Raw genomic sequence first — 23335 nt, 5'->3', positions numbered from 1 at the left:
TCGTAGTGCTGGCCGGGGCGACGGCGCCGCAGAACACGGACGTGTCGGTTTCGGTGACGGACATGCGTTCGGCGAAGGGGCAGGTGCTTGCCTGCCTGACCACGCGGCCCGATGCCTTCCCCGATTGCGCGAAGGACCCCCTGGCCCGCAAGCTGACGGTCACGGCGGGACACGACCTCCATCTGGACTTCGGCGCAGTGCCGCAGGGTCGCTATGCGGTGTCGCTGATCCACGACGAGAACGGCAACGGCAAGCTCGACACCCGGCTGATGATCCCGCGCGAAGGCTATGGCTTTTCGCGCGACGCGCCGGTGCGCATGGGGCCGCCCAAATTCGCGCAGGCGGCGTTCGACGTGGGCGGCGAACCTGTCCGCCTGGCGATCCGGATGCGATATCTGCTCTGATCGACTTGCCCCCGCCAGTCCCGCGCCTTACCCCTGAGGCGTGAGACGGGAAGAGGACAGGATCGAGGAGGCCGTCGAAAAGACGGTCGAGATGGCAACGGCGGACCTCGTGCCGCCTCCGCCGACGGGCGCGTTCTCGCCGTTCCGCTATCCGGTGTTCCGCGCGATCTGGACCGCCAACCTGTTCTCGAACCTCGGCGGCACGCTGCAGGGCGTCGCGGCGGCATGGATGATGACCGAGCTGACCACCTCGCACCAGCTCGTCGCGCTGGTGCAGGCATCGGCGACGGTGCCCATCATGCTGTTCGGCGTCTTCGCGGGCGCCATCGCCGACAACTACGACCGCCGCCTCGTCATGCTGACCGCGCAAGTGGGGATGCTGGTGGTCTCGGCCGCGCTGGCGGCGATGGCCTACGCGCACATGCTGACGCCGTTCCTGCTGCTCGCCTTCACGCTGAGCGTGGGCATCGGCACGGCGCTGAACTCCCCGGCGTGGCAGGCTTCGGTGCGCCAGCAGGTGGAGCCGCACGAATTGCCGCAGGCGATCGCGCTCAATTCGATCTCGTTCAACATCGCCCGCTCGGTCGGCCCGGCGCTGGGCGGGGTGCTGATCTCGCTGTGGGACGTGTCGTTCGCCTTCGCCTTCAACGCGGTCAGCTATGTGGGCCTGATCGGCGTGCTGCTGTGGTGGAGGCCGCCGCCGCGGCAGATCGAGCGCCGTCCGATCCTGCCCGCCGTCGGCGTCGGCATCCGCTACTGCGCCACCAACCCGCAGATACGCCGCATCCTGACGCGCTGCTTCGCGCTCGGCTTCAGCCTTGCCGCCTACCAGTCGCTGCTGCCGACCGTGGTGAACGGTCCGATCCATGGCGACGAACTGGATTATGGGTTGATGCTGGGCCTGTTCGGCATCGGCTCGATCACCGCCGCGCCGCTGACCGGGCCGATCCGCCGCAGGATCGGGCTGGAGGGCATCCTTGCGCTAGGCGCGGCGATGTTCGTCTTCTCGCTCTCGCTGATCGCCGAGGTGGACCGCATCGCCTACGCCCTGCCCGCCGCCTTCGTATCGGGCATGGCCTGGGTGATGATCCTGACGACGCTCAACACGGCGGTGCAGCTGCGATCGCCTGACGCGATCCTCGGCCGGTGCCTGTCGATCTATCAGGCGGTGACTTTCGGCGGCATGGCGCTGGGAGCATGGACATGGGGGGCGCTGGCCGACTGGAAGGACCTGCCCTTCGCGCTGCATGCCGGATCGATCTTCCTGATCATCTCCTTCGTGGCCTTGCGCGTGATCGCCCCGCTGCCCAAGCCGGGCGAGGGCGTGCTCAAGCAAGGGTGACGCCACGGGCGCAACTTAATCCTTATTACACCAAGTTGCGCCAGAACCGGCCCTCTACAGGGGCGAGTCGGGATTCGACATGGACAGTTTGCGCGGCGAGTTTTCGGATGAAGGCGATTGCGAAGGGGAAGACCCCGGCACTGCCGCGCCGGTCGCCAAGCCGGGCAACGACGAGCGCCGCATGCAGGTGCGGGCCTACAATTTCTGGGCGAGCCTGCTGGGGGAGAAGACCTTCCCCGACATCGCCGATCTCGATCCCGCCAACTTGCCCGATTTCGGCCCGCGCAGCGTCCTGCTCGACTTCACGGACGGGATAGAAGACCCCGCCATCGCCTATGTCGGCGCGATGCTGGTGCAGGAGTGCGACGCGCAAGGGACGATCCGTCGCCTTGCCGATGTGCCCAGCGGCTCGCTGCTCTCGCGCATCACCGACCACTACATGCAGATCCTCGCCAATGAGGCGCCGATCGGGTTCGAGGCCGAGTACGTCAACCCGCAGGGCATGACGGTGCTCTATCGCGGCATCCTCATGCCCTTTTCGCGCGACGGGCAGCGGATCGATTACATCTACGGCGTGATCAACTGGAAGGAGAGCGCCGAGCCGCTGCCTCCCCGCCGCCAGCCGAACGAGGCCGACGACGAGGAAAGCCGCCCCGCGATGCTGCGCGCGCCCGAGCCGCTGACCGACTGGGCGGATGGACCTGCGGATTTCGGCAGTGGCGACTTCTCGCTTCCCGCGATCGATGCCTATACCCCGATGGAGCTGCCGAGCCCCGGCTTCTCCTTCGACGCCGAGCCGACCTCCTTCGTCGATCACGCGATGGGCCTTGCCGACTGGCTGGCCTCCGCGCGCGAACTGGCGCTGCTGGCCCGGCGCAGCGAGGAACGCTCGCATCAGGCGCTCTACGACGCCATCGGCCGTGCCCACGACTTCGCGCTGGCCGCGCAGGACGCCCCGGAAGATCTCGCCGAACTGATCGAGGACGCGGGGCTGAAAGCGCAGGAGCGCGCGCCCTTGCTGCCGCTGGTCAAGCTTGTGTTCGGCACCGACTACGACAAGACCCGCCTCACCGAGTTCGCCACCGTCATCGCCCATGCCGGACGGATCGGCCTCACGGTCGGCACGCTCTCCGCGCATCTCGCGGCGACGCCCGGCGGCGTAAAGGCGCTGGTGCGCGAGGAACGCCGCCTGCGCCGCGAGGAAGCGGGGACCGTGCCCGCCAATGCTCGAGAACGCCTCGCCAGCGAACTGCGCGCGATCGAGGCGCGGCCGCTGGCGGACCTCGATGCGAACGGCGAGGAGTTTACGGTGCTCATCGCGCGGCGGCTGCCGGGTGGCGAGGTCGTGCTGGTCGGCGAAGTCAGCGACGACGAAGCGCTGCTGCAGCGCGCGGCAAGGCGGCTGCTGGGCTGAACCACCCTCGTCATTGCGAGCGCAGCGAAGCAACCCAGGGCAACACTACGCCGCGCTGGATTGCTTCGCTGCGCTCGCGGGTGGCGAAAGAGGCGTGGGCCTCGACACCTCCACCCCAACCGTGCATGCATGCGGCTTCATCGCCGGTTAAGCCCCCGGGGTCCCCAAGAGAGCCGATGCCCAAGCTGCGACTACCTGCCCTGCTGTTCGCGATTCCCGCGCTGCTCGGGGCCTGCGCCGCTCCCGCCTCCGCCCAGTCGATCCTGCGCGATGCCGAAACCGAAGCGCTGCTGCGCGACATGGCCGCGCCGCTGGTCAAGGCCTCCGGCTTGCGTCCGGGCGACGTCGACATCGTCCTCGTCAACGATTCCTCGGTCAACGCCTTCGTCGCGGGCGGGCAAGCGGTCTACGTCAATTCCGGCCTCATCGATGAAGCGGACACCGCCGCCGAAGTGCAGGGCGTCGTCGCCCACGAACTCGGCCACGTGACCGGCGGCCATGCGGTGCTCAACATGGGCGGCAAGGGCGCGACCAATATCTCGCTGCTCTCGCTCCTGCTCGGCGCGGCGGCGGCGGCGGCGGGCGGCGGCGAGGCGGCGATGGGCGTCATCATGGCCGGGCAGCAGGCGGCGATGGGCAAGTATCTCGCCTATAACCGCTCGCAGGAAGCCTCGGCCGACGCGGCGGGCGCGCAGTATCTGTCGAAGGCCGGGATCAGCGGGCGCGGCTCGATCGCCTTCTTCGAGAAGCTCCAGAACATGGAGTTCCGCTACGGCTACCGGCCCAAGGACGGGGACGAGTTCTACTCCAGTCACCCCCTGACCGGCGATCGTATCGCCACCCTCAAGGACACCTACGAAAAGGACGCCGCCTGGCAGAAACCGGACGACGCGGCCCTGCAGAAGCGCTTCCTGCGCGCCAAGGCCAAGCTGTTCGGCTTCCTGGCCGAGCCCTATCAGGTGCTGCGCAAGTACCCGATGACCGACAACTCGGTCCCCGCCCGTTACGCCCGCGCCTATGCCTTCCATCGCGAATCGAAGTTCGCCGAGGCCCGCGCCGAGACCGAGGCGCTGATCGCCACCGATCCGAACGATCCCTATTTCCTCGAACTCGACGGCCAGATCCTGCTCGAGGCGGGCAAGCCTGCCGAGGCCCTGCCGATGCTGCGCAAGGCCAACACGATTTCCGGCAACACCCCGCTGATCGCCACCCTCTTCGGCCACGCCCTGATGGCCACCGAGGACCCGGCGAACTACAAGGAAGCACAGGAAGTCCTCAAGACCGCCGCCGCGCGCGACCGGGAGAACCCCTTTACCTGGTATCAGCTGGGCATGATCTACGCCGCCAATGGCGACATGCCCCGCGCCTACCTCGCCAGCGCCGAGCAGCAGGTGCTCTCCGGCCGCATGGAGGAAGCCCTGCGCAGCGCACAGGCGGCGGAAGCGGGCCTCCCGCAAGGCTCGCCCGACTGGATCCGCGCGCAGGACATCGAGATGCAGGCGCGTGCCGAACTGGAACGCGACAAGAAGCGGCGCTAAAGCGTCCGCAAAACGTCAATCAAGACAGGTATTTATCAACGCCATGAGTACAGCCGGCAAGTTCGTAATGGGTATCGTGGGACTGGCCATCGTTGGCGGCGCAGGCTGGTATGGCGGTCGCATCGCCGTGCAGCACGTGGTCCACGACTACATCCTCGAAAATCCCGAGATCCTGCCGCAGGCGATGGACGAACTGCGCCGCCGCGAGGCCGCCAAGGCGCTCGGCGGGGTTCGTCAGGCGGTCGAGACGCCGTTCCCCGGCGCCGTGCTCGGCAATCCGAACGGCAAGGTCACGCTGGTCGAATTCTCCGACTATGCCTGCGGCTACTGCCGCCAGAGCCTGCCCGACGTCGCCCAGCTGATCGCCAAGAACCCGGACTTGCGCATCGTCGTGCGCGAACTGCCGATCATCAGCCCGCACAGCCCGGATGCCGCCAAGATGGCCCTCGCCGCTGCCGAGCAAGGCAAGTACGCCCAGTTCCACGACGCCATGTACAAGGCCGGGCAAGTCGACGCGCCCACCATCGAGGCAGTCGCCAAATCCATCGGCCTCGACATGGACCGCGCCCGTCGCATCGCCGCCAGCCCGACGGTGGAGGCCGAACTTGGCCGCAGCATGGAAATGGCCCAGCGCCTCGGCTTCTCCGGCACCCCCAGCTGGATCGCGGGCGACAAGCTCATCCCCGGCGCGGTCGGCTTCGATCAGTTGTCGGAAGCCGTGAAGGCCGCACGTGGCGCATGATTTGAAACCTTTGCAAGATCGTCTAGGTTTGTCCGCATGAGCGTCCTGCCGATCCAGCCCATTCCCTTCTTCGCCAACAAGGACCGCGCGTTCTGGCGCCTGCAATTCATCGGCTGGGGCGGCGCCATGGTGCTGCGCACGATGTCGACGCTGGCCAACAACCAGTCCTCCGCCTCGCTGGTGCTGGTCGTCATCGCCACGATCACGGGCTTCTCCGTCTCGCTGGTGCTCTCGGTGATCTATCGCGCGCTGATCAAGCGGCGGCCGATCGTCACCTGGGGCCTGACCGCGCTGGTGCTGCCGCTCGCAGTCGGCTTGCACGCCTTCATCGACGCCTGGGTCATCTCGCTCTGGCGCGGCGAGGGGGACAGCTTCGCGCAGCTGTTCCTCGGCGTCTTCTACTTCGACGCGACGCTGCTGGGCGCCTGGACCGCGCTCTACTACATGGTGAACTTCTACTTGCAGGTGGAGGAACAGAACGACCAGCTGATCCGGCTGGAGAACCAGGCCACCAGCGCCCAGCTGGCGATGCTGCGCTATCAGCTGAACCCGCATTTCCTGTTCAACACGCTGAACTCGATCTCAACGCTGGTGCTGCTGAAGCAGACCGAGCCTGCCAACGCGATGCTCAGCCGCCTGTCCTCATTTCTGCGCTATACGCTCATCAACAAGCCTTCCGCGCGCGTCACCGTGGAGCAGGAGGTCGAAACCCTCCAACTCTATCTCGACATCGAGCGCATGCGCTTCGAGGAGCGCCTGCGCACCACCTTCACCATCGATCCCGCCACCGAAGTCGCACTACTGCCCTCGCTGCTGCTTCAGCCGCTGGTCGAGAACGCGATCAAGTACGCCGTCAGCCAGCAGGAAGCCGGAGCCGAGATCACCGTCGCCACGCAACTCGTCGGGCCGATGCTTCGCATCACCGTCTCGGACACCGGGCCGGGCTTGCAAAGTCCCACGACCGACAACAGGCTGTCAGGCATGACCTACGATGGAGGGGAGCCGGTTTCCACCGGCGTGGGATTGTCCAACATCCGCGACCGCCTGTCGCAGGCCTATGGCGAGAACCACCGTTTTGAAACGATCGAACCGCTGGAAGGCGGCTTCGCAGTCGTGATAGAACTCCCTTTCGAGCGCCGCGAAACCACCGAGGACATGCCCGAACCCGCGCGTCAGCCCGTTCAGATGGCGCGATGAAACAATCCTGCCCCGTGCGCGTTAGCCGCACCGGAGACACACACCTATGACCATTCGCACGATTCTCGTCGATGATGAGAAACTCGCAATCCAGGGCCTGCAACTGCGGCTCGAAAAGTACCCCGACGTCGAGATCATCGACACTTGCGCGAACGGGCGCGAGGCGATCCGCAAGATCAAGACGGAAAAGCCCGATCTCGTCTTCCTCGACATCCAGATGCCCGGCTTCGACGGATTTTCCGTCGTCAAGGGCGTGATGGAGATCGAACCTCCCCTGTTCGTCTTCGTCACCGCTTATCAGGAACACGCCGTCCGCGCCTTCGAGGCGAACGCGGTGAACTACCTGATGAAGCCGGTGGACGAAAGCAAGCTGGACGATACCCTCGCCCGCGTGCGCCAGCGCCTGTCCGAGAAGCGCAGCTCGGAGGAAGCGGAAAAGCTCAAGACGGTCCTCGCCGAAGTCGCTCCCGATGCGGTCGACCAGATTCCCGAGGAAACCGACCCGGGCGCCGACCGCTACGAAAAGCTCATCAACATCAAGGACCGCGGCCAGATCTTCAGGATCGACGTGGACTCCATCGAACACATCGAAGCCGCCGGCGACTACATGTGCATTCGCACCGCCGACAACTCGCTGATCCTGCGCGAGACGATGAAGGACCTCGAGCGTCGCCTCGACCCGCGCGTGTTCCAGCGCGTGCATCGCTCGACGATCGTGAATTTGAATCAGGTCCGTCAGGTAAAGCCGCATACCAACGGCGAATGCTTCCTCGTGCTCGATTCGGGCGCGCAAGTGAAGGTTTCGCGCTCTTACCGCGATGTGATCGCGCGGTTCGTTCACTAAGGATCGAAGGGTAAAGGCAGGGGAGCATAGCCCCCCTGCACCCCCATTACTATCGTCGTTGTGCGCGCCGCTTTCTGGGGTGCACACCTCAATCTTCGTCATTGCGAGCGTAGCGAAGCAATCCAGGACAGTCTTGAACCGCACTGGATTGCTTCGCTACGCTCGCAATGACGAAATGAGTTGGAAGCGCCGCAGGCTATCGTTCCCATCGACCATGCCTCGACGCCGCTGCACGCACGACGACGACAGTTCCGGGGTCTGGGGCAATGGCCCCAGGACTTCCCTTTTCTTCACTCGACAACCCGCAGATAAAGCGCAAAGAACCCGGCCATGACCCAGTTCGCGCTTCCGGCTTTCGACCTCCCCGCATTCGTCACCGCCACTCTGGCAGAGGACCTTGGCGAAGGTCTTCCCGGCGGCGGTCGTGACGTCACCTCGGAAAGCGTGATCGACGCCGACGCGCGCTTTTCCGGCGTGATGGACTCGCGCGATGCGATCACCGTCACGGGCCTGCCGATCGCGGCGGCGTTCTTCCGCCAGTTGGACCCGGCGATGGAGATCGAGATTCTCGTCGAGGAAGGCGCGCAGGTCGTTCCCGGAACGCAGCTGATGCGCCTCACCGGCAACGCCCGCGCCATGCTGACGGCCGAGCGCAGCGCCCTCAATACCGTACAGCATCTCTCGGGCATCGCCACGATGACCCGCGAGTACGTGGACGCCATGGGTGGCCACGCCACCCTGCTCGACACCCGCAAGACCATCCCCGGCCTGCGCCATCTGGAGAAGTACGCAACCCGCATGGGCGGCGCGAAGAATCATCGCATGGGCCTGTGGGACGCGGCGATGATCAAGGACAACCACGTGCTCGTCGCGGGCGGTGTCGGCCCGGCGGTGGCGCGCGCGAAGGCGGCGGGAGTGGCGCAGATCATCTGCGAGGTCGATCATCTCGACCAGATCGAGCCTGCCATCGCGGCTGGAGCCCATCACCTGCTGCTCGACAACATGGGGCCGGACATGCTGCGCGAGGCGGTAGCGCTGGTAGCGGGCCGGGTGCCGACGGAAGCCTCGGGCGGCGTAAACCTCAAGACTATCGGCGCCATTGCCGCCAGCGGTGTCACTTACGTATCGGTAGGCCGCCTGACCCAGAGCGCCCCCGCAGCCGACATCGGGCTGGACTTCACGCCCCTGTGAGGCTGGCGGCCGCCGTCATAGCGGCGCTGGCCGTGTTTCCGGGGCCTGCATGGGCGCAGGCCTATCAGTGTTCCGTCCCGCGCCAGATCGCGCCTGTGCAGCCGCTGACACCGGACGGCCCGGTACGGCGCACAACGATCGCCGGATACACGCTGTCCGCCAGCTGGTCCCCCGACTACTGCAAGACCAGCGGCGACACGCGCTCTATGCAGTGCAACCGGGCCAATGGCCGTTTTGGCTTCATCTTGCATGGCCTCTGGCCCGAAGCGGCACGTGGCCCCTCGCCGCAGTGGTGCGGGGCGCAGAGCGTGCCCTCGCCGCAGGTTCTGCGCGAGAACCTGTGCATGACCCCCTCGCCCGGCCTGCTGGCGCATGAGTGGGCCAAGCACGGGAGTTGCATGGTCGCCAGCCCGCAGAAGTATTTCCGCGTCAGTGCGATCCTGTGGCGCTCGATCCACTGGCCCGATGCCGATCGACTCTCACGCAAACGCGACTTGACGGTGGGCGACCTGCGCGAGGAATTTGTCGCCGCGAATCGAGGCTGGCCGCGCGAGGCGGTAGGCGTCGAGATCAGCCGCAGCGGTTGGCTGCGCGAGGTGCAGCTTTGCTACGGCAAGGACTTCCGCCCGGCGCGATGCGCGGCGCGGCAATATGGTCCAAGCGATTCGGCTCTTCTGAAGATCTGGCGTGGATTGTGAGCCGATGGGGCTTCGACAGGCTCAGCCTGAGCGGTTTTGAAAGCAGGTCTTTAAATTCCGCTCAGGCTGAGCCTGTCGAAGCCCCATCGGCGCGGCACAAGACCTCCCCGTTACCGCTTCGCCCGAAAGAATCCCCGCAGCATCTCCGCCGCCTGCGTTTCCCCGATCCCCCCATAGACCTCCGGCCGGTGCAGGCACTGCGGATGCTCGAAGACCCGCGCGCCATGTTCCACCGCCCCGCCCTTGGGATCGGATGCACCGTAATAGACCCGCGCGATTCGCGCATGAGCGATGGCGCCCGCGCACATCGCGCAGGGTTCCAGCGTCACCCACAACTCGCAGCCTTCCAGCCGCTCGTTGCCGAGAATCCGGGCGGCGGCGCGAATCGCCTCGATCTCGGCGTGGCTGGTGGGGTCGTGGCGTTCGCGCGGGGCGTTGCGGCCAGTGGCGATCACACGGCCGTCCTTGACGATCACTGCGCCGATCGGCACTTCACCGGAATCGGCGGCGGCCTGCGCCTCCTGCAGGGCAAGCGCCATGGGTTCGGGAAGAGGCCAGCGAGTCATTCGAACGCGCTAGCCCGTCAAAAACCTGTGTGCAACTTGACCTTCGGAGGGGGAATCGGTAAGGGCGCGCCTTCCCGTACTTAACGGCAAGCAATTTTCGAGCGAGAAAGACTATGTCCCGCATCTGCGAACTGACTGGCAAGGGCCGCCAGGTTGGCTGCAACGTCAGCCACGCGAACAACAAGACCAAGCGCGTCTTCCTGCCCAACCTCCAGAACGTCACCCTGATGTCGGAAGGTCTGGACCGCAGCTTCAAGTTCCGCGTCTCGACGCACGGCCTGCGCTCGGTCGAGCACAACGGCGGCCTCGACAACTGGCTGCTGAAGACCTCGGACGCCAAGCTGTCGCCGCGCGCCGTCAAGGTAAAGCGCGACCTCAAGAAGACCCAGGCCGCCTGATCGCCCGCTCCTCCTGACGGGGGAGCGCATCGGGAATACGGGCTTTGAAAAAGCGTGCGAGGCTATGCTTCGCACGCTTTTTCGCGTTCTAGTCAGGTCTCTTATTTCGGCCAGGGCAACTGCTTCGGATCGACCGAGAGCTTCCACAGAAGCGTGCGCTGCAGCACCCGCATGGCGTTGTCGTCCGACATCAGCCATACGGTGATCCGCCCGTCGGCCCGGGGCACCGCCGCGATCGCCTCGAAATTGTCGACCGGCAGGACGGAAGCGAGCGAGGCCAGGGGCGCCGAGTGCCAGACCTTGCCCGGCCGGATCCGGGCGGTATCGGCAATGACGATCCGCCCGACGAACCGCATCGGCATCGGCCACAGCAACCGCCGCATCAGAATCAACGCGCGCCCATCGGGTAGCAGCGCCATGTCCACGACCGAAAAGTTGTCCGGTCCGTCGAAGAGGAACCTGCGCGCATCCGGATGTTCGATCGGATCGCCGGAAAACAGCACCGCTTCATGGAGACGCGGTTCGCCCGGCGAAGGCGGTATTTCCCGGATCGCGACGAATCGCCCGTCCGGAAGGCGGGTCATGGCTTCGGCACCGGTATTTATGCCCCACGATGCCATGGCGTGAGGGGCAACCTGCCCCGTCTCCTTCAGGATCGGGGAAAGCCGGACGATGCGATTGCTGCCCTCAAGCGCGACCCAATAGCGACCGGTGGCAGGATCGGTCGCAACGGATTCCACGTCCCGACCAGCCTTTTCCTCTCCGGACGAGCTGAACATCAGCCACAAGGCTCGCGCTTCTACCGGCCGCTCGCCAGGAGGAGCAAAATAGAGAGCGCCGCCTGCATCGCTAAAGGCAAGAAGCCTCCCGCCAGGCTTCGCCACGAGAGCCGAATAGCCCGCTACCCGAGGGTTTTTCGATCGATATTGCCAGGCCGCTTCCATCCGGAATGGACCAAGGTAACGTGCGAGGACCTCATCTGGCGGCAGGACCTGTCGCTCAACTTCGAGCGCCGCTATCGGAGTATGCCCGGCCGGCGGCACGGCCGTCCGCCCCCATGTCACCCACAAAAGCGGAACGGCGAGGGCCAGAAGAGGAATGCTGCGGCGCACCAGGCGTGCTTAGGTCATCTTTCCGGAATGGCAACCGGACCTCGGGCTATCAGGTCATCGGCCCTGTGAACAACAGCGGATCCAGCCGCGCCTCGTTCCATTTGATCGACCAGTGCAGGTGCGGCCCGGTGGCGCGCCCGGTCATGCCGATGCGGCCGATGATCTGGCCCTGCTTCACATGATCGCCTTCCTTCACGAGGATCTGGGAGCAGTGCAGGAATGCGCTGTTAAGGCCCATGCCATGATCCAGCATCAGCAGGTTGCCCTCCAGTGTGAACGGCTTCTCCGCCGCCAGGATCACGACGCCGTCGGCCGGAGCAACGAACGTCGCTCCGCTGCCCCCGGGTGCCAGGTCCAGCCCGGAATGGTAAGCGCCCGGCTCCCCGCGATAGATGCGCTGCGAGCCGAACCGGCCGGAGATGCGTGCTTTGATCGGCCAGACGAAATGCTGCCGCCAGCCCTGCGCGTCCGTGGCGAGACTGCGCGCCGCCTCTATCCTCGCGAGTTCTGGACGGCGCAGCGCCATGAACGCCTCCGACGGACCGCCGGGCTTGCGCGCGATGTTGACGTTCTCGATCCGCCACGCACGCGGGGCGACGGCGATGCGCTGCTCGCCGATCGTGGCGTTTGCATAGGATACGCGCAGCACCGCCTGCGGCCCCGCATCGCGATCGAAGGCGACGAACCACCCGCCATCGGCCGCGACCCTGACCGGGATGCCGTCCAGCGAAAGCGAGCGCACGCCTTTCGGCAAAGTGCCCCGCAGCCAGCCTCCTTGCGTCAACTCGCCGACGAACGGCAGGGTGACGGCCCGCGGCGGCGCGGCGGGAGCCACCGGTGCTACAGGCTGCGCGGCTCTCAGCGCCACCAAAGGCACAACGGCGGTACTGCCTGCCGCGATGGCCACCAGCAGTGCGAAGCGCTGCGCGCGACGGTTCATGGCGTCAGGTTCAGGCCTGGCCGAGCAAACGTTTCGTTGCGATTTCAGCGGTAGCGTAAGCTTCCTGGCGCTCGACGCTCCAGTAGCGCAAGGTTTCGAGCGAAATCTGCTCACCGGTCACGGCGCACGTGACGTAGTGACCCGGGCTGAGCACGCGAAAGCCGTTCGGGCCGTAAGCGAGCTTGGCGGGGCGGTCTGCGGAGGACATCAACATGGCGATGATCCTAGCAGAGCCGCCGCCTCAGAACAAATCGCCCTGTCGCGGCGGGTTTGAAGACTGTCGCGCGGGCTTGACCGGCGCTGGGCGCGGCGTAGCGGCCTCAGCGCCCTCGCGCGTGGTGACCGGCAGTTCGCCGTCGCGGAACTCGATCACCAGACTGCCCTCGCGCAGCGCGGCTTCGCGCGTGGTGAGCGCGGCGCCCGCAGAGGACTTCACCAGCGCATAGCCCCGCTGCAGCGGCAGGCGCGGGTCGAGTTGCGGCAACACGCGGCTCACCGGCGCCAGCGCATCGCGCGCCAGCATCCAGCGGCGTTCGAGCAGGCGCGGGGCGAGGCCCACGCGAACAAGCCGCTCGTCGCAGACCTGCACGCGGTGCCGCAACAGCGGCAACGACAGACGGCCCGCGACCTGCTGCAGCGCGCGGCCCTTGGCGGTGGCGCGGTCCTGCAGGCCCCGGCGCAGGCGTTCGGAGAGTTCGTCGAGCTTTTGCGCCTTGGCGGCGAGAATCGCTTCGGGTTTGGGCAGGCGCTGCACGCGCGCTTCCAGCCGCTCGCGACCGAGCGTGACCGGACGCAGCGCGCAGCGGCGCTTGCGCATGGCGAGGTCTGCCAGCTGGGCCGAGAGTTCCGCGCGGACCGGCACTGCCATCTCGGCAGCGGCGGTAGGGGTCGGCGCGCGGCGGTCGGCGGCATGGTCGCACAAGGTCGTATCGGTCTCGTGCCCGACTGCCGAGATCACGGGGATCGTCGAATCGGCGACGGCGCGCACGACGATCTCCTCGTTGAAGCTCCACAAGTCCTCGATCGAACCACCGCCGCGCGCGACGATCACAAGGTCGGGGCGGGGAACCGGCCCGCCGGGCTGGATGGCCGAGAAGCCGCGCACCGCGCCCGCCACCTGCGCCGCCGCGCCCTCGCCCTGCACCAGCACCGGCCAGACCAGCACCCGGCTGGGGAAGCGGTCGGCCAGACGATGCAGGATGTCGCGGATAACCGCGCCGGTAGGCGAGGTCACCACGCCGATCACTTGCGGGAGATAGGGCAGCGGACGCTTGCGCTCGGGCGCGAACAGGCCCTCGGCGGCGAGGCGGGCACGCAGCTTTTCCAGCAGCGCCAGCAGTGCGCCTTCGCCCGCGATCTCCATCGTCTCGATGACGATCTGGTACTTCGAGCGCCCCGGATAGGTCGTCAGCTTGCCGGTGGCGATGACCTCGACGCCATCCTCGGGGCGGAAGGCGAGGCGCTGGGCGCCGCCTTTCCACATCACCCCGTCGATCACCGCCTTGTCGTCCTTGAGCGCGCAATAGAGGTGGCCCGAGGCCGCCCGCTTCACGCCCGAAAGCTCGCCGCGCAGGCGCACGAAGCCGAAGCGGTCCTCCACCGTGCGCTTGAGGAGATTCGAAATCTCACTGATCGAGAGCGGCGCGGCGTTGTCCCCGGCCGTGTCCTTCGCTACCAGCCCGCCAGAACGACCGTCGTTATAGTCATCATCGTAGAAGAACTGATCGGAAGGCACGGGAAATGAACATCCTGCTACTGGGCTCGGGCGGCCGCGAACATGCGCTGGCCTGGAAGCTGGCGCAATCCCCGCGCTGCGATGCCCTGTGGGCGGCGCCCGGAAATCCCGGCATTTCGAGCCTCGCGACGTGCATCGACCTCGACGCGACCGACCACGCCGCCGTGCTGGCCTTCTGCGAGGCGAACGTCATCGGCCTCGTCGTCATCGGTCCCGAGGCGCCGCTGGTGGACGGCCTCGCCGACTCACTGCGGGGCGAAGGCTTCGCGGTGTTCGGCCCCAGCAAGGCAGCGGCGCAGCTGGAAGGCTCCAAGGGCTTCACCAAGGACTTGTGCGCCCGAGCGAACATCCCGACCGGCGGCTACGAGCGCGTTTCTTCCGAAGCCACTGCGATGGCCGCGCTGGCGAAGTTCGGTGCCCCGGTCGTCATCAAGGCCGATGGCCTCGCGGCGGGCAAGGGCGTCACCGTGGCGATGACCATGGACGAAGCGGAAGCGGCAGTGCGCGACATCTTCGCCGGGCGCTTCGGTGAAGCGGGCGCGGAAGCAGTGATCGAGGAATTTCTTGAAGGCGAGGAAGCCAGCTTCTTCGCGCTGACAGACGGCTCTACCATCGTTCCCTTCGCCTCGGCGCAGGACCACAAGCGCGTCGGCGACGGCGATACCGGACCCAACACCGGCGGCATGGGCGCCTACAGCCCGGCAAAGGTGCTGACTTCCAAGCTGCAGGCCGAGGCGATGACGAAGATCATCGCGCCGACCGTCAAGACGCTGGCCGACGAGGGCATGCCCTATTCCGGCGTGCTGTTCCTCGGCCTGATGCTGACCGCCAAGGGGCCGCAGCTGATCGAGTACAACTGCCGCTTCGGCGACCCGGAATGCCAGGTCATCATGATGCGGCTCGAATCGGACCTCGTCGAACTGCTGCACGCCTGCGCCGAGAACCGCCTCGCCGCGATCGAGCCGCCGCGTTTCTCCGACGACGTCGCGCTGACCGTGGTGATGGCCGCAGACGGCTACCCCGGCACCCCGGCCAAGGGCGGCGCGATCCGCAATGTGGCCGAGGCCGAAACGAACGGCGCCAGGGTCTTCCACGCGGGCACCGCGCTGAAGGACGGCGAACTGGTCGCCAGCGGCGGGCGTGTGCTGGCCGTCACCGCCCGCGCGGGCAGCGTGACCGAGGCGCAGGCCAAGGCTTACGCCGCCGTCGATGCGATCGACTTCCCCACCGGCTTCACCCGCCGCGACATCGGCTGGCGCGAAGTGGCGCGCGAGCGTGCTTAAACATATCGATCCGATCCTGAAGCTGTGTCTGGCGCTCGGCGCGCTGATGGGCGGTGCCGGGGTCGGGTATTACTACGGCATCTACCTGCCCGCGCAGGACATCCACCAGCAGACGCTGGCGATGGCCGAGAAGCAGTCCAAGGCCGCCGAGCAATCGCGCGCGCTGGCCGAACGCGCCCGGCGGGAACAGGAGGCGCAGGCCGCATACGGCCAGTGCACGGATCTGGCCGAGAGCGCCTATCGCCAGCGCTGGACGCAGGCGTGCCAAGCGATGCACGATGCCGATCAGTCTGCCTTCGACGACTGCGCCGACGACCTGTTCAGCACCCGCAGTGGCTGTCTTGCCAAACATCCGATCCGCCCGGCTCAGGACTGCGCTCTGCCCTCGCAGACCGCGCAGTCGCTTTCAGAGGCGCGGGATCAGAGGAAGGCGCAGTGCGCGGGCCAGTTGCAGGCGGCGCAGCGGGGCGGTCAGTAAAACGTCATCCCAGCGAAGGCTGGAACCGCTGGCCGTGACCAGCCTTGCGAGCGGCGAGGCGCCTTGGCGATGAGGTGCGCCTAAAGACAGCCAGCGGTCCCAGCCTTCGCTGGGATGACGGGTCTGTTGATCACCCCACCTCGCCGTCCACCAGCAGCTTCACCACCATCGCCAGCCGCTTGGCATCCTCGCGCGCCAGATGTTCCTTGGGGAGCAGGCGCTTGGCCTCTTCCAGCGCAGCGACGACCTGCGGGCGTGAATAGCCGCCGTCCTTCAGGAACTCGCCGAGGTAGTGCACCGGGAACGGCAGCTTCGTGCCCACCGCCTGACACAGCACTTCCAGCCAGTGCTGGTCGAGATCAGCGTCGGCATAGACCGGGCAGCCCGCCACGAATTCAGCCATTTCCGCCAACACTTGCGCAGGCGGCAGGCCCTCGTCGTCGAGCATCTGCTGGGTGATGCCGTGAAGCTGCTCTGCCTCGTCCGACCAGTCCCAGTAGCGCCAGACCTCGGCGGGTTTGATGAGCCAGGCCCGGTTCGAGCCGTCGATCCGCGCCACCGCGACTTCGATGGGATAGGACTGCCCATATTCGGGCAGGCAGCTCGCCTCGAAGTCGATCAGCGCGGGACAGCTCAAACCGGTGGTTCCTTTCGTTACATCCGCGCCGCGACGAAGTCCGCCAGGTCGCATTCCGGACGCGCGCCGTAGTGCGAGATGATTTCGCTCGCACAGATTGCGCCCATCTTGAGGCTTTCCTCAAGCCCCTTGCCGCGCACGTGGCCGTAGAGGAAGCCCGCCGCGAACAGGTCGCCCGCGCCGGTGGTGTCGACCACGCGCGCGATCGGCTGCGCGGCGACTTCCGCCCGCTCACCGCCCGAAAGCGCCACGGCGCCGTCCGCGCCCTTGGTCACGACCAGCACCGAGACCTTCGCCGCCAGCATCGCGATGCCGTCCTCGAACGAAGACAGGCCGGTCAGCGTCGCCAGTTCGGTCTCGTTGCAGAAGAGGAGGTCGATCAGGCCTTCGTCGATCAGCGACAGGAAATCGCCGCGGTGCATGTCGATGATGAACGATTCCGACGGCGTGAAGGCGATCTTGCGGCCGGCGGCGCGGGCCGCCGCGATCGCCTTGCGCATCGCCGCGCGCGGCTCGACCGGGTCCCACAGGTAGCCTTCGAGGTAGAGCACGGCCGCTTCGGCGATCGTCTCATCGGCCACCATGTCGGCGGAGAGCAGGTGCGAGGCGCCGAGGAAGGTGTTCATCGTGCGCTGGCCGTCGGCGGTGACGAAGATCAGGCAGCGCGCGGTCGGCGTCTCGCCGGCGCGGGCGGGGACGTCGAACTCGATGCCGCCGGCGCGGATGTCGTGGGTGAAGACCTCGCCCAGCTGGTCGTCGGCGACCTGGCCGATGAAGCCGCACTTGGCGCCCAGCGCGGCGAGGCCCGCCAGCGTGTTGGCGGCCGAACCGCCCGAGACTTCGCGGGCTGGCCCCATCGCGTCGTAGAGGGTGCGGGCCTGATCGCCGTCGATCAGCTGCATGCCGCCGCGCACCAGGCCGAGTTCCTCGATCTGCGCGTCCGAGCAGTTGCCGATGACGTCGATGATGGCGTTGCCGATGGCGATGACGTCCAGACGGGGTTGCGTCATGGGGTGGGTAAGTCCTTCAGTGGGAGCCGGAAGTGTCCGGAAATTTCGATTGCCCGAGCGACTAGCGCGGGGCCGGAAGCGCTGCAAGGTTACAGAGTTTACACGGTTTACACGGTCCAGAGGGAAAAGGTGTCACCTTGTGGCGATTCCGGACGGTTTCGGGCCTGAAAGTGTCACCTTGTAAACCCGGACGTGTCACCTTGCGTCGCAAAGGTGTCACCTTGTACGGGCGATGTGTCACCTTGCAGGCCGCAAGTGTCACCTTGCGTTTCATGCAAGGTGACAGGTCAGCGAAGTGGGCAATCCGGAACATGGCGCAAGGATACCCCGGCATCGTCCCTGTAGGACAGCCGCCATTCCCCGCGCATGTGCCCGGTTCCGGCGCTGGGCCGTTGACTTGCCCTCGCCTCCGGGCGATGCCGCAGACGATCATGAACACGACGTTTTCCGGGAGAGTTCCCCTGCAGCCCCGCTTCCTTCTTCCGCTCGGTGCGGCTGCGCTGGCGCTTGCCCTGTCGGCCTGTTCGTCCACCGGCGGCAGCGTGGCGAGCACGCCTGCGCCGTCCCCCGGCAAGCGGATCAAGGGCGTCCCCGTCACCCGCCAGCCGACCCGCGCCGCACCGCGCGATGCCGCCGTTCAGATGGCCCCGGGCCTCGAAGGCGTGATCGGCGCCAACCAGGGCCAACTCACCCGCATGTTCGGGGAGCCCCGCCTCGACGTGTGGGAAGGCGACGCGCGCAAGCTGCAGTTCACCGGCACCGCCTGTGTGCTCGACGTGTTCCTCTATCCCAGCACGACGTCGAAGGAGCCCCACGCGACCTACGTGGAAACCCGGCGCAGTTCGGACGGTCAGAACGTGGACCGCGCCGCCTGCGTGGCGGCGCTGCGGCAGAGGTGAGAATCGGTTCTGCCGATGCCCTTCGTTCCAAGGTGTTTCAGGACTACGGCGTGTAGGGGTGGGGAACCGCCATTGCCCCCCACGCCGTCATCCTGAACTCGTTTCAGGATCCATCGGGCAGTTGGTGCCGGTGCGTTGTGTCGCAAACTGCCATCTCGGTTCGCCAATCACGAAACTGCGCCATCGGCTTGATGGACCCTGAAACAAGTTCAGGGTGACGGCCGATTTGGGTGGTTAGCGGTCAGTCGCGAGAGCCACGGAATATCAAAAATGAAGCGCCCAAAATCAGAGCGCCGAACAATCCAACAACTGCGGCTTCAATAAAATTCCCGCTCTGGAATCCTGCGATCAAAAGAATGATCACCGCATAGAGTGCGATGACCGGATAGCAACCCGAAAGCCGAGACCTGATTGAAGACGGTAGAGGTTCGCGCATGCCAACAGAATAAGCGCCGATCTCCAGCGACCGCAACGGGGCGTAAGCCGCCACAGCTACCTCATCCCACCCGGATCGGCGGCAGCACGTCCAGCCCGGCATCCCCTGCCTCGTCCACCAGACCTTCCGGGTCCGGATGGATCAGGATTTCGGTGCCGGGAAATTCGGCCTTCAACCGCTCCTCCAGCGCATCCATGACCTTGTGCGCCTCGCGCACGGTCATGTTCGCGTCGACCCAGACGTGGAACTGCACGAAATCGCGGTTACCCGAGGTGCGGGTGCGCAAGTCGTGGACGCCGGTGATGTCGGGGTTGCGGGCGAGCACTTCGAGAAAGCGCTGCTTCTTTTCCGCAGGCCACTCATGGTCCATCAACTGATCGAGCACTTCCTCCGAGGCCTTCCACGCCCCCCAGGCCAGCCACAACGCAATGCCGAAGCCGAACAGCGGGTCGGCACCCGAAAGCCCGGCGAACTGGTCGAGCACAAGCGCCGCGATCACCGCGACGTTGAGCAGCAGGTCGGACTGATAATGCACGCTGTCGGTCGCGATCGCGAGGCTGCCGGTGCGGCGGATCACATGGCGCTGCCAGCCGATCAGCGCGAAAGTCACCACGATCGCCGCGACCGAGACGCCGATGCCGGTCTCCGCCGCCTCGACCCTTGCGCCCGCGAAGAAATCCTCCACCGCCCGGCTGGCGATGGCCAGCGCCGAGATCGAGATCAGCACGATCTGGAACAGCGCCGCGATCGCCTCCGCCTTGCCGTGGCCGAAGCGGTGCTTGTCGTCGGGCGGATGCGCGGCGATCCACACGCCGATCAGCGTCGCGACACTGGCGACGAGATCGAGCGTGGTGTCGGCAAGGCTGCCGAGCATCGCCGTCGATCCGGTCGACCACGCCGCCCAGCCCTTGATCGCCAGCAGCAGCGTGGCCGCGCCGATGCTGGCCAGGGCCGCGCTGCGGTTGAGCGCTCCGGAACTGATCGGCGCTTCGCTCATGGATAGAGCAGTGTGCTGGCCCAGCCGTCCGGCCCATGCTCGAAACGGCGGCGTTCATGGAGGCGGTAGGGACGGTCGTGCCAGAATTCCATCGCCTGCGGGCGGACCCTCCAGCCGCCCCAGTGCGCGGGACGCTCTACCTCGACCCCGTCGAAGCGGCTGCGCGCCTCTTCGTAGCGGCCCAGGAAAGTCTCGCGCGAATCGAGCGGGGCGGACTGGTCGGACGCCACCGCGCCCAGTTGCGAATCACGGGCGCGCGAATGGAAATAGGCCTCGGCCTCGGCCTCGCTGACGGGCGAGAGCGTGCCCTCGATACGGATCTGGCGGCGCAGGCTCTTCCAGTGGAACAGCAGCGCGACGCGGGGATTGGCCGCGATCTCCCGTCCCTTGCGGCTGTGGCCATTGGTGTAGAACACGAAGCCCTGCAAATCGTAGCCCTTCAGCAGCACCATGCGTACCGAAGGCAGCCCGTCGGGGGTGGCGGTGGCAAGCGCCATGGCATTGGAATCGTTGGGTTCCGTACCCCGTGCCTCATCGTACCACTGCGTGAACAGCGCGAAGGGATCGCCATGCGGGATCACTTCGCGGGCGTCGGTTTCGGTAGGATGCGCGGTGGTCACGGTCTGAACGTCCTGAGCTGGAAAGAAGGGAACTCGCCCGCCAGTGCCCGGTTGAACAAGGCATCACCTTGATCGCGGACAAGTCTTCCCTGCGAATTAGGGAACACATTGGCCCCGCGCAACCTGAAGGAGCGCTTGTCCAAACCCGAGTCGCAACCTAGCTAGGGGCATCATGGCAGCAGATCCCTATACCACCCTCGGCGTGTCGCGCGGTGCGAGCGAGAAGGACATCAAGTCCGCCTATCGCAAGCTGGCGAAGGAACTCCACCCCGACACCAACAAGGACAACCCGGCAGCGGCGGCGCGCTTCAACGATGTGACGCGCGCCTACGACCTGCTTTCGGACAAGACCAAGCGCGCCCAGTTCGACCGGGGCGAGATCGATGCCGAGGGCAATCCGGCCAATCCGTTCGGCAGCGGCTTCGGCGGAGGCGGCTATGGCGGCGGCCCCGGCGGCCAGCGCGGCTTCGGCGGCGGCTTCGGGGCCGAAGAGGGCATCGACCTGGAGGATATCTTCGGCGGGATATTCGGCGGCGGCGGACGCGCGGGCATGGCCGGCGGGCGCCGCGCCGCGCCCAAGGGCGCCAACGTGACCTACCGTCTCTCCGTACCGCTGACCGACGCGGCCGAACTGAAGCCCCAGCGCATCACCCTGTCCGATGGCAAGACCATCGATCTCAAGCTGCCCGCGGGCGTCGAGGACGGCACCCAGATGCGCCTTGCGGGCAAGGGCGAGCCCGGTCCCGGCGGCAACGGCGACGCCACCGTCACCATCCAGATCCAGCCGCACGCCTTCTTCCGGCGCGATGGCGACGACTTGCGCATCGACCTGCCCATCACACTCGACGAAGCTCTCTCCGGAGCCAAGGTCAAGGCGCCGACGCCTTCCGGCGCGGTCATGCTGTCCGTCCCGGTCGGGGCCAGCTCCGGCAAGGTCCTGCGGCTCAAGGGGCGCGGGATGCCCCGCAAGGACGGCACTCGCGGCGACCAGTTGATCGCGTTGCAGATCGCCATGCCCGATGCGGATTCCGAAGCGGGCGCCGAACTCGCCCGCCGTCTCGAAGGCTGGCACGACACCCGCGACGTGCGCGGAAAGCTTGGCGTCTGATGCCGACCATGAGGCGCTGAGCAGGAAGCTGCGGCGCAAGGCGGGACCGGGCACCCGCACTTTCCGCGTGGTGATGCGCGTCGTCTCGGGGACCTGGGACGACGGGTTCATCCACGCGGGCAACCTCGCGTACATGAGCCTGCTTGCGCTGTTTCCCTTCTTCATCGCCCTCGCCGCGATCCTCTCGATGCTGGGCGAGCAGGACCAGATGGGCGCCTCGATCGACACGATCCTGCGTGCCCTGCCCTCGCGCGTCGGCGAAGTGCTGCGCCCGGTGGCGCACGATGTCGCCGCCGCGCGCCATGGCTGGCTGCTGTGGGTGGGCGGGGTGCTCGGCATGTGGACCGCGGGCAGCCTGGTCGAGACCATCCGCGACATCCTTCACCGCGCCTACGACGCGAAGAAGCGCCACCGCTTCTGGCGCTCGCGCCTCGTATCGAGCGCGGTGATCTTCGGCTCGGTGCTGCTGCTGCTGATCTCGCTCTCCTCGCAGGTGCTGCTGTCCACCGCCGAGACGGTTCTGGCGACGTTGTTCCCCCGGCTCGACACGCTTTCCGAGCAGATGGCGCTCACCACGGCGATGAGCGGAGGCGGGATTTTCGTCTCCATCTACATGCTGTTCTACCTGCTCACGCCCTCGGCCTACCAGAAGCGGCGCTACCGCAAATGGCCCGGGCCGGCATTCGTCACGCTGTGGTGGCTGCTGGTCGCCTGGGCGCTGCCGAAAGTGTTGCAGAGTTTCCTCATGTACGATTTGACTTACGGAAGCCTCGCCGGAGTGATGATCGCGCTTTTCTTTTTCTGGCTTGTGGGCTTAGGGATGGTCATAGGCGCAGAGTTGAACGCTGCGCTGGCGCAGGCGAATGAGGGCACAGGTGTGCCTTCAGCCCCCGCACAGGCCGACAGGCCCAACGATTAAAGTGGTTACAGGAAGAAACGAATGACCGGTCTGATGCACGGCAAGAGGGGGCTCATCATGGGCCTCGCCAACGACAAGTCGCTGGCCTGGGGTATCGCGAAGAAGCTGAGCGAACAGGGGGCCGAACTGGCCTTCGCCTATCAGGGCGACGCCCTTGCCAAGCGGGTGAGGCCGCTTGCCGAGAGCCTCGGTTCCGATTTCCTCATCGACTGCGACGTGTCCAGCATGGACGCGATCGACACCGCCTTCGCCACTCTGACGGAGCGCTGGGAGACGATCGACTTCGTGGTCCACGCCATCGGCTTCTCGGACAAGAACGAGCTGCGCGGCAAGTACGTCGACACCAGCCTCGACAACTTCCTGATGACGATGAACATCTCGGCCTACTCGCTGGTCGCCGTGACCAAGCGGGCGATGGCGATGATGCCCAACGGCGGATCGATCCTGACGCTGACGTATTACGGCGCCGAGAAGGTCGTGCCGCACTACAACGTCATGGGCGTCGCCAAGGCCGCGCTGGAGGCTTCGGTGAAGTACCTCGCCAACGACCTCGGCCCGCAGGGCATCCGCGTCAACGCGATCTCGGCCGGCCCGGTCAAGACGCTGGCCGCCAGCGGCATCGGCGACTTCCGCTACATCCTGAAGTGGAACGAACTGAACTCGCCGCTGCGCCGCAATACCACGATCGAGGACGTGGGCGGTTCGGGCCTGTACTTCCTGTCGGACCTGTCCTCGGGCGTGACCGGCGAGACGCATCATGTGGACTCGGGCTATCACCTCGTCGGCATGAAACAGGAAGACGCGCCGGACATCGCGCTGGTCTGAAG

26 protein-coding genes are annotated in these 23335 nt (G+C 66.5%); 16 read left to right on the top strand and 10 right to left on the bottom strand.

The window, feature by feature from the left end:
* The first annotated feature begins 5 nt into the window (after positions 1-5).
* The 9 genes from ACODRZ_RS04495 to ACODRZ_RS04455 all read left to right on the top strand — a co-directional run bounded on the left by ACODRZ_RS04495 (position 6) and on the right by ACODRZ_RS04455 (position 9370).
* Positions 6-404, top strand: coding sequence for a DUF2141 domain-containing protein (locus ACODRZ_RS04495; RefSeq protein WP_488969661.1), 399 nt, complete (start codon positions 6-8; stop codon positions 402-404).
* 40 nt (positions 405-444) lie between these two features.
* Entirely contained in the window at positions 445-1746 is a 1302-nt protein-coding gene (locus ACODRZ_RS04490) for an MFS transporter (protein WP_488969660.1), read from the top strand.
* A 79-nt stretch (positions 1747-1825) separates the two neighbouring features.
* Positions 1826-3160: a PAS domain-containing protein gene (locus tag ACODRZ_RS04485; protein WP_488969659.1), complete on the top strand. Its 1335-nt coding sequence runs from the start codon at positions 1826-1828 to the stop codon at positions 3158-3160.
* 176 nt (positions 3161-3336) lie between these two features.
* The gene (locus tag ACODRZ_RS04480; RefSeq protein WP_488969658.1) at positions 3337-4698 is read left to right on the top strand and encodes a M48 family metalloprotease; all 1362 of its coding nucleotides are present in this window, start codon (positions 3337-3339) and stop codon (positions 4696-4698) included.
* Positions 4699-4741: 43 nt separating this feature from the next.
* Positions 4742-5440 (top strand): DsbA family protein, encoded by a 699-nt coding sequence (locus ACODRZ_RS04475; RefSeq protein WP_488969657.1) that lies wholly within the window; start codon positions 4742-4744, stop codon positions 5438-5440.
* A 36-nt stretch (positions 5441-5476) separates the two neighbouring features.
* Positions 5477-6637 (top strand): sensor histidine kinase, encoded by a 1161-nt coding sequence (locus ACODRZ_RS04470; RefSeq protein ID WP_488969656.1) that lies wholly within the window; start codon positions 5477-5479, stop codon positions 6635-6637.
* A gap of 46 nt (positions 6638-6683) precedes the next feature.
* On the top strand, positions 6684-7481 hold the full coding sequence (locus tag ACODRZ_RS04465; RefSeq protein WP_488969655.1) for a LytR/AlgR family response regulator transcription factor: 798 nt from the start codon (positions 6684-6686) through the stop codon (positions 7479-7481).
* Positions 7482-7811: 330 nt separating this feature from the next.
* On the top strand, positions 7812-8672 hold the full coding sequence (gene nadC / locus ACODRZ_RS04460) for a carboxylating nicotinate-nucleotide diphosphorylase (protein ID WP_488969654.1): 861 nt from the start codon (positions 7812-7814) through the stop codon (positions 8670-8672).
* Complete coding sequence (locus tag ACODRZ_RS04455; protein ID WP_488969653.1) at positions 8669-9370, top strand: ribonuclease T2 family protein; 702 nt, start codon at positions 8669-8671, stop codon at positions 9368-9370. The genes nadC and ACODRZ_RS04455 overlap by 4 nt, the downstream gene beginning before the upstream one ends.
* Before the next feature lie 110 nt (positions 9371-9480).
* On the opposite strand, the gene ACODRZ_RS04450 is transcribed toward ACODRZ_RS04455, so the two are convergent.
* A complete protein-coding gene (locus ACODRZ_RS04450) occupies positions 9481-9936 on the bottom strand; it encodes a nucleoside deaminase (RefSeq protein ID WP_488969652.1) in 456 nt (151 codons plus the stop codon).
* Between the two features lie 113 nt (positions 9937-10049).
* Here ACODRZ_RS04450 and rpmB point away from each other — a divergent pair, with 113 nt between their 5' ends.
* Positions 10050-10334 (top strand): 50S ribosomal protein L28, encoded by a 285-nt coding sequence (rpmB, locus tag ACODRZ_RS04445; RefSeq protein WP_488969651.1) that lies wholly within the window; start codon positions 10050-10052, stop codon positions 10332-10334.
* Between the two features lie 101 nt (positions 10335-10435).
* Here the strand turns inward: rpmB and ACODRZ_RS04440 are convergent, their stop codons facing one another.
* The 4 genes from ACODRZ_RS04440 to xseA are packed head-to-tail and all read right to left on the bottom strand — an operon-like array spanning position 10436 to position 14121.
* Positions 10436-11446 (bottom strand): esterase-like activity of phytase family protein, encoded by a 1011-nt coding sequence (locus ACODRZ_RS04440; protein WP_488969650.1) that lies wholly within the window; start codon positions 11444-11446, stop codon positions 10436-10438.
* Between the two features lie 49 nt (positions 11447-11495).
* A complete protein-coding gene (locus tag ACODRZ_RS04435; protein WP_488969649.1) occupies positions 11496-12386 on the bottom strand; it encodes a M23 family metallopeptidase in 891 nt (296 codons plus the stop codon).
* Positions 12387-12396: 10 nt separating this feature from the next.
* A complete protein-coding gene (locus ACODRZ_RS04430) occupies positions 12397-12600 on the bottom strand; it encodes a DUF2093 domain-containing protein (protein ID WP_488969648.1) in 204 nt (67 codons plus the stop codon).
* A 27-nt stretch (positions 12601-12627) separates the two neighbouring features.
* Positions 12628-14121 (bottom strand): exodeoxyribonuclease VII large subunit, encoded by a 1494-nt coding sequence (gene xseA, locus ACODRZ_RS04425; protein WP_488969647.1) that lies wholly within the window; start codon positions 14119-14121, stop codon positions 12628-12630.
* Between the two features lie 5 nt (positions 14122-14126).
* Between xseA and purD the strand changes: the two genes are divergently transcribed.
* Positions 14127-15404 carry a phosphoribosylamine--glycine ligase gene (purD, locus tag ACODRZ_RS04420; RefSeq protein WP_488969646.1) on the top strand — a complete coding sequence of 426 codons (1278 nt, stop codon included), beginning with the start codon at positions 14127-14129 and terminating at the stop codon, positions 15402-15404.
* Positions 15397-15882: a hypothetical protein gene (locus ACODRZ_RS04415; protein ID WP_488969645.1), complete on the top strand. Its 486-nt coding sequence runs from the start codon at positions 15397-15399 to the stop codon at positions 15880-15882. The genes purD and ACODRZ_RS04415 overlap by 8 nt, the downstream gene beginning before the upstream one ends.
* 130 nt (positions 15883-16012) lie before the next feature.
* Here the strand turns inward: ACODRZ_RS04415 and ACODRZ_RS04410 are convergent, their stop codons facing one another.
* Entirely contained in the window at positions 16013-16519 is a 507-nt protein-coding gene (locus tag ACODRZ_RS04410) for a 3'-5' exonuclease (RefSeq protein WP_488969644.1), read from the bottom strand.
* Positions 16520-16536: 17 nt separating this feature from the next.
* Positions 16537-17529: an adenosine kinase gene (locus ACODRZ_RS04405; protein WP_488969643.1), complete on the bottom strand. Its 993-nt coding sequence runs from the start codon at positions 17527-17529 to the stop codon at positions 16537-16539.
* A 431-nt stretch (positions 17530-17960) separates the two neighbouring features.
* Between ACODRZ_RS04405 and ACODRZ_RS04400 the strand changes: the two genes are divergently transcribed.
* Positions 17961-18428, top strand: coding sequence for a hypothetical protein (locus ACODRZ_RS04400; RefSeq protein WP_488969642.1), 468 nt, complete (start codon positions 17961-17963; stop codon positions 18426-18428).
* Positions 18429-18669: 241 nt separating this feature from the next.
* On the opposite strand, the gene ACODRZ_RS04395 is transcribed toward ACODRZ_RS04400, so the two are convergent.
* The 3 genes from ACODRZ_RS04395 to pdxH are packed head-to-tail and all read right to left on the bottom strand — an operon-like array spanning position 18670 to position 20481.
* Complete coding sequence (locus tag ACODRZ_RS04395) at positions 18670-18918, bottom strand: hypothetical protein (protein WP_488969641.1); 249 nt, start codon at positions 18916-18918, stop codon at positions 18670-18672.
* Positions 18919-18925: 7 nt separating this feature from the next.
* Positions 18926-19861: a cation diffusion facilitator family transporter gene (locus ACODRZ_RS04390; protein ID WP_488969640.1), complete on the bottom strand. Its 936-nt coding sequence runs from the start codon at positions 19859-19861 to the stop codon at positions 18926-18928.
* Positions 19858-20481: a pyridoxamine 5'-phosphate oxidase gene (gene pdxH, locus ACODRZ_RS04385; RefSeq protein ID WP_488969639.1), complete on the bottom strand. Its 624-nt coding sequence runs from the start codon at positions 20479-20481 to the stop codon at positions 19858-19860. Before pdxH ends, ACODRZ_RS04390 begins: the two co-directional genes overlap by 4 nt.
* Positions 20482-20653: 172 nt before the next feature.
* Between pdxH and ACODRZ_RS04380 the strand changes: the two genes are divergently transcribed.
* The 3 genes from ACODRZ_RS04380 to fabI are packed head-to-tail and all read left to right on the top strand — an operon-like array spanning position 20654 to position 23333.
* Positions 20654-21589, top strand: coding sequence for a DnaJ C-terminal domain-containing protein (locus ACODRZ_RS04380; protein ID WP_488969638.1), 936 nt, complete (start codon positions 20654-20656; stop codon positions 21587-21589).
* Complete coding sequence (locus tag ACODRZ_RS04375) at positions 21579-22508, top strand: YihY/virulence factor BrkB family protein (protein ID WP_488969637.1); 930 nt, start codon at positions 21579-21581, stop codon at positions 22506-22508. The genes ACODRZ_RS04380 and ACODRZ_RS04375 overlap by 11 nt, the downstream gene beginning before the upstream one ends.
* Positions 22509-22529: 21 nt before the next feature.
* Positions 22530-23333, top strand: coding sequence for an enoyl-ACP reductase FabI (gene fabI / locus ACODRZ_RS04370; protein WP_488969636.1), 804 nt, complete (start codon positions 22530-22532; stop codon positions 23331-23333).
* Positions 23334-23335 lie beyond the last annotated feature (2 nt).

Source organism: Novosphingobium sp. FG90, assembly GCF_057808725.1.
The sequence above is the reverse complement of the archived record's forward strand: the minus strand, read 5'-3'. Positions and strand labels throughout refer to the sequence as shown.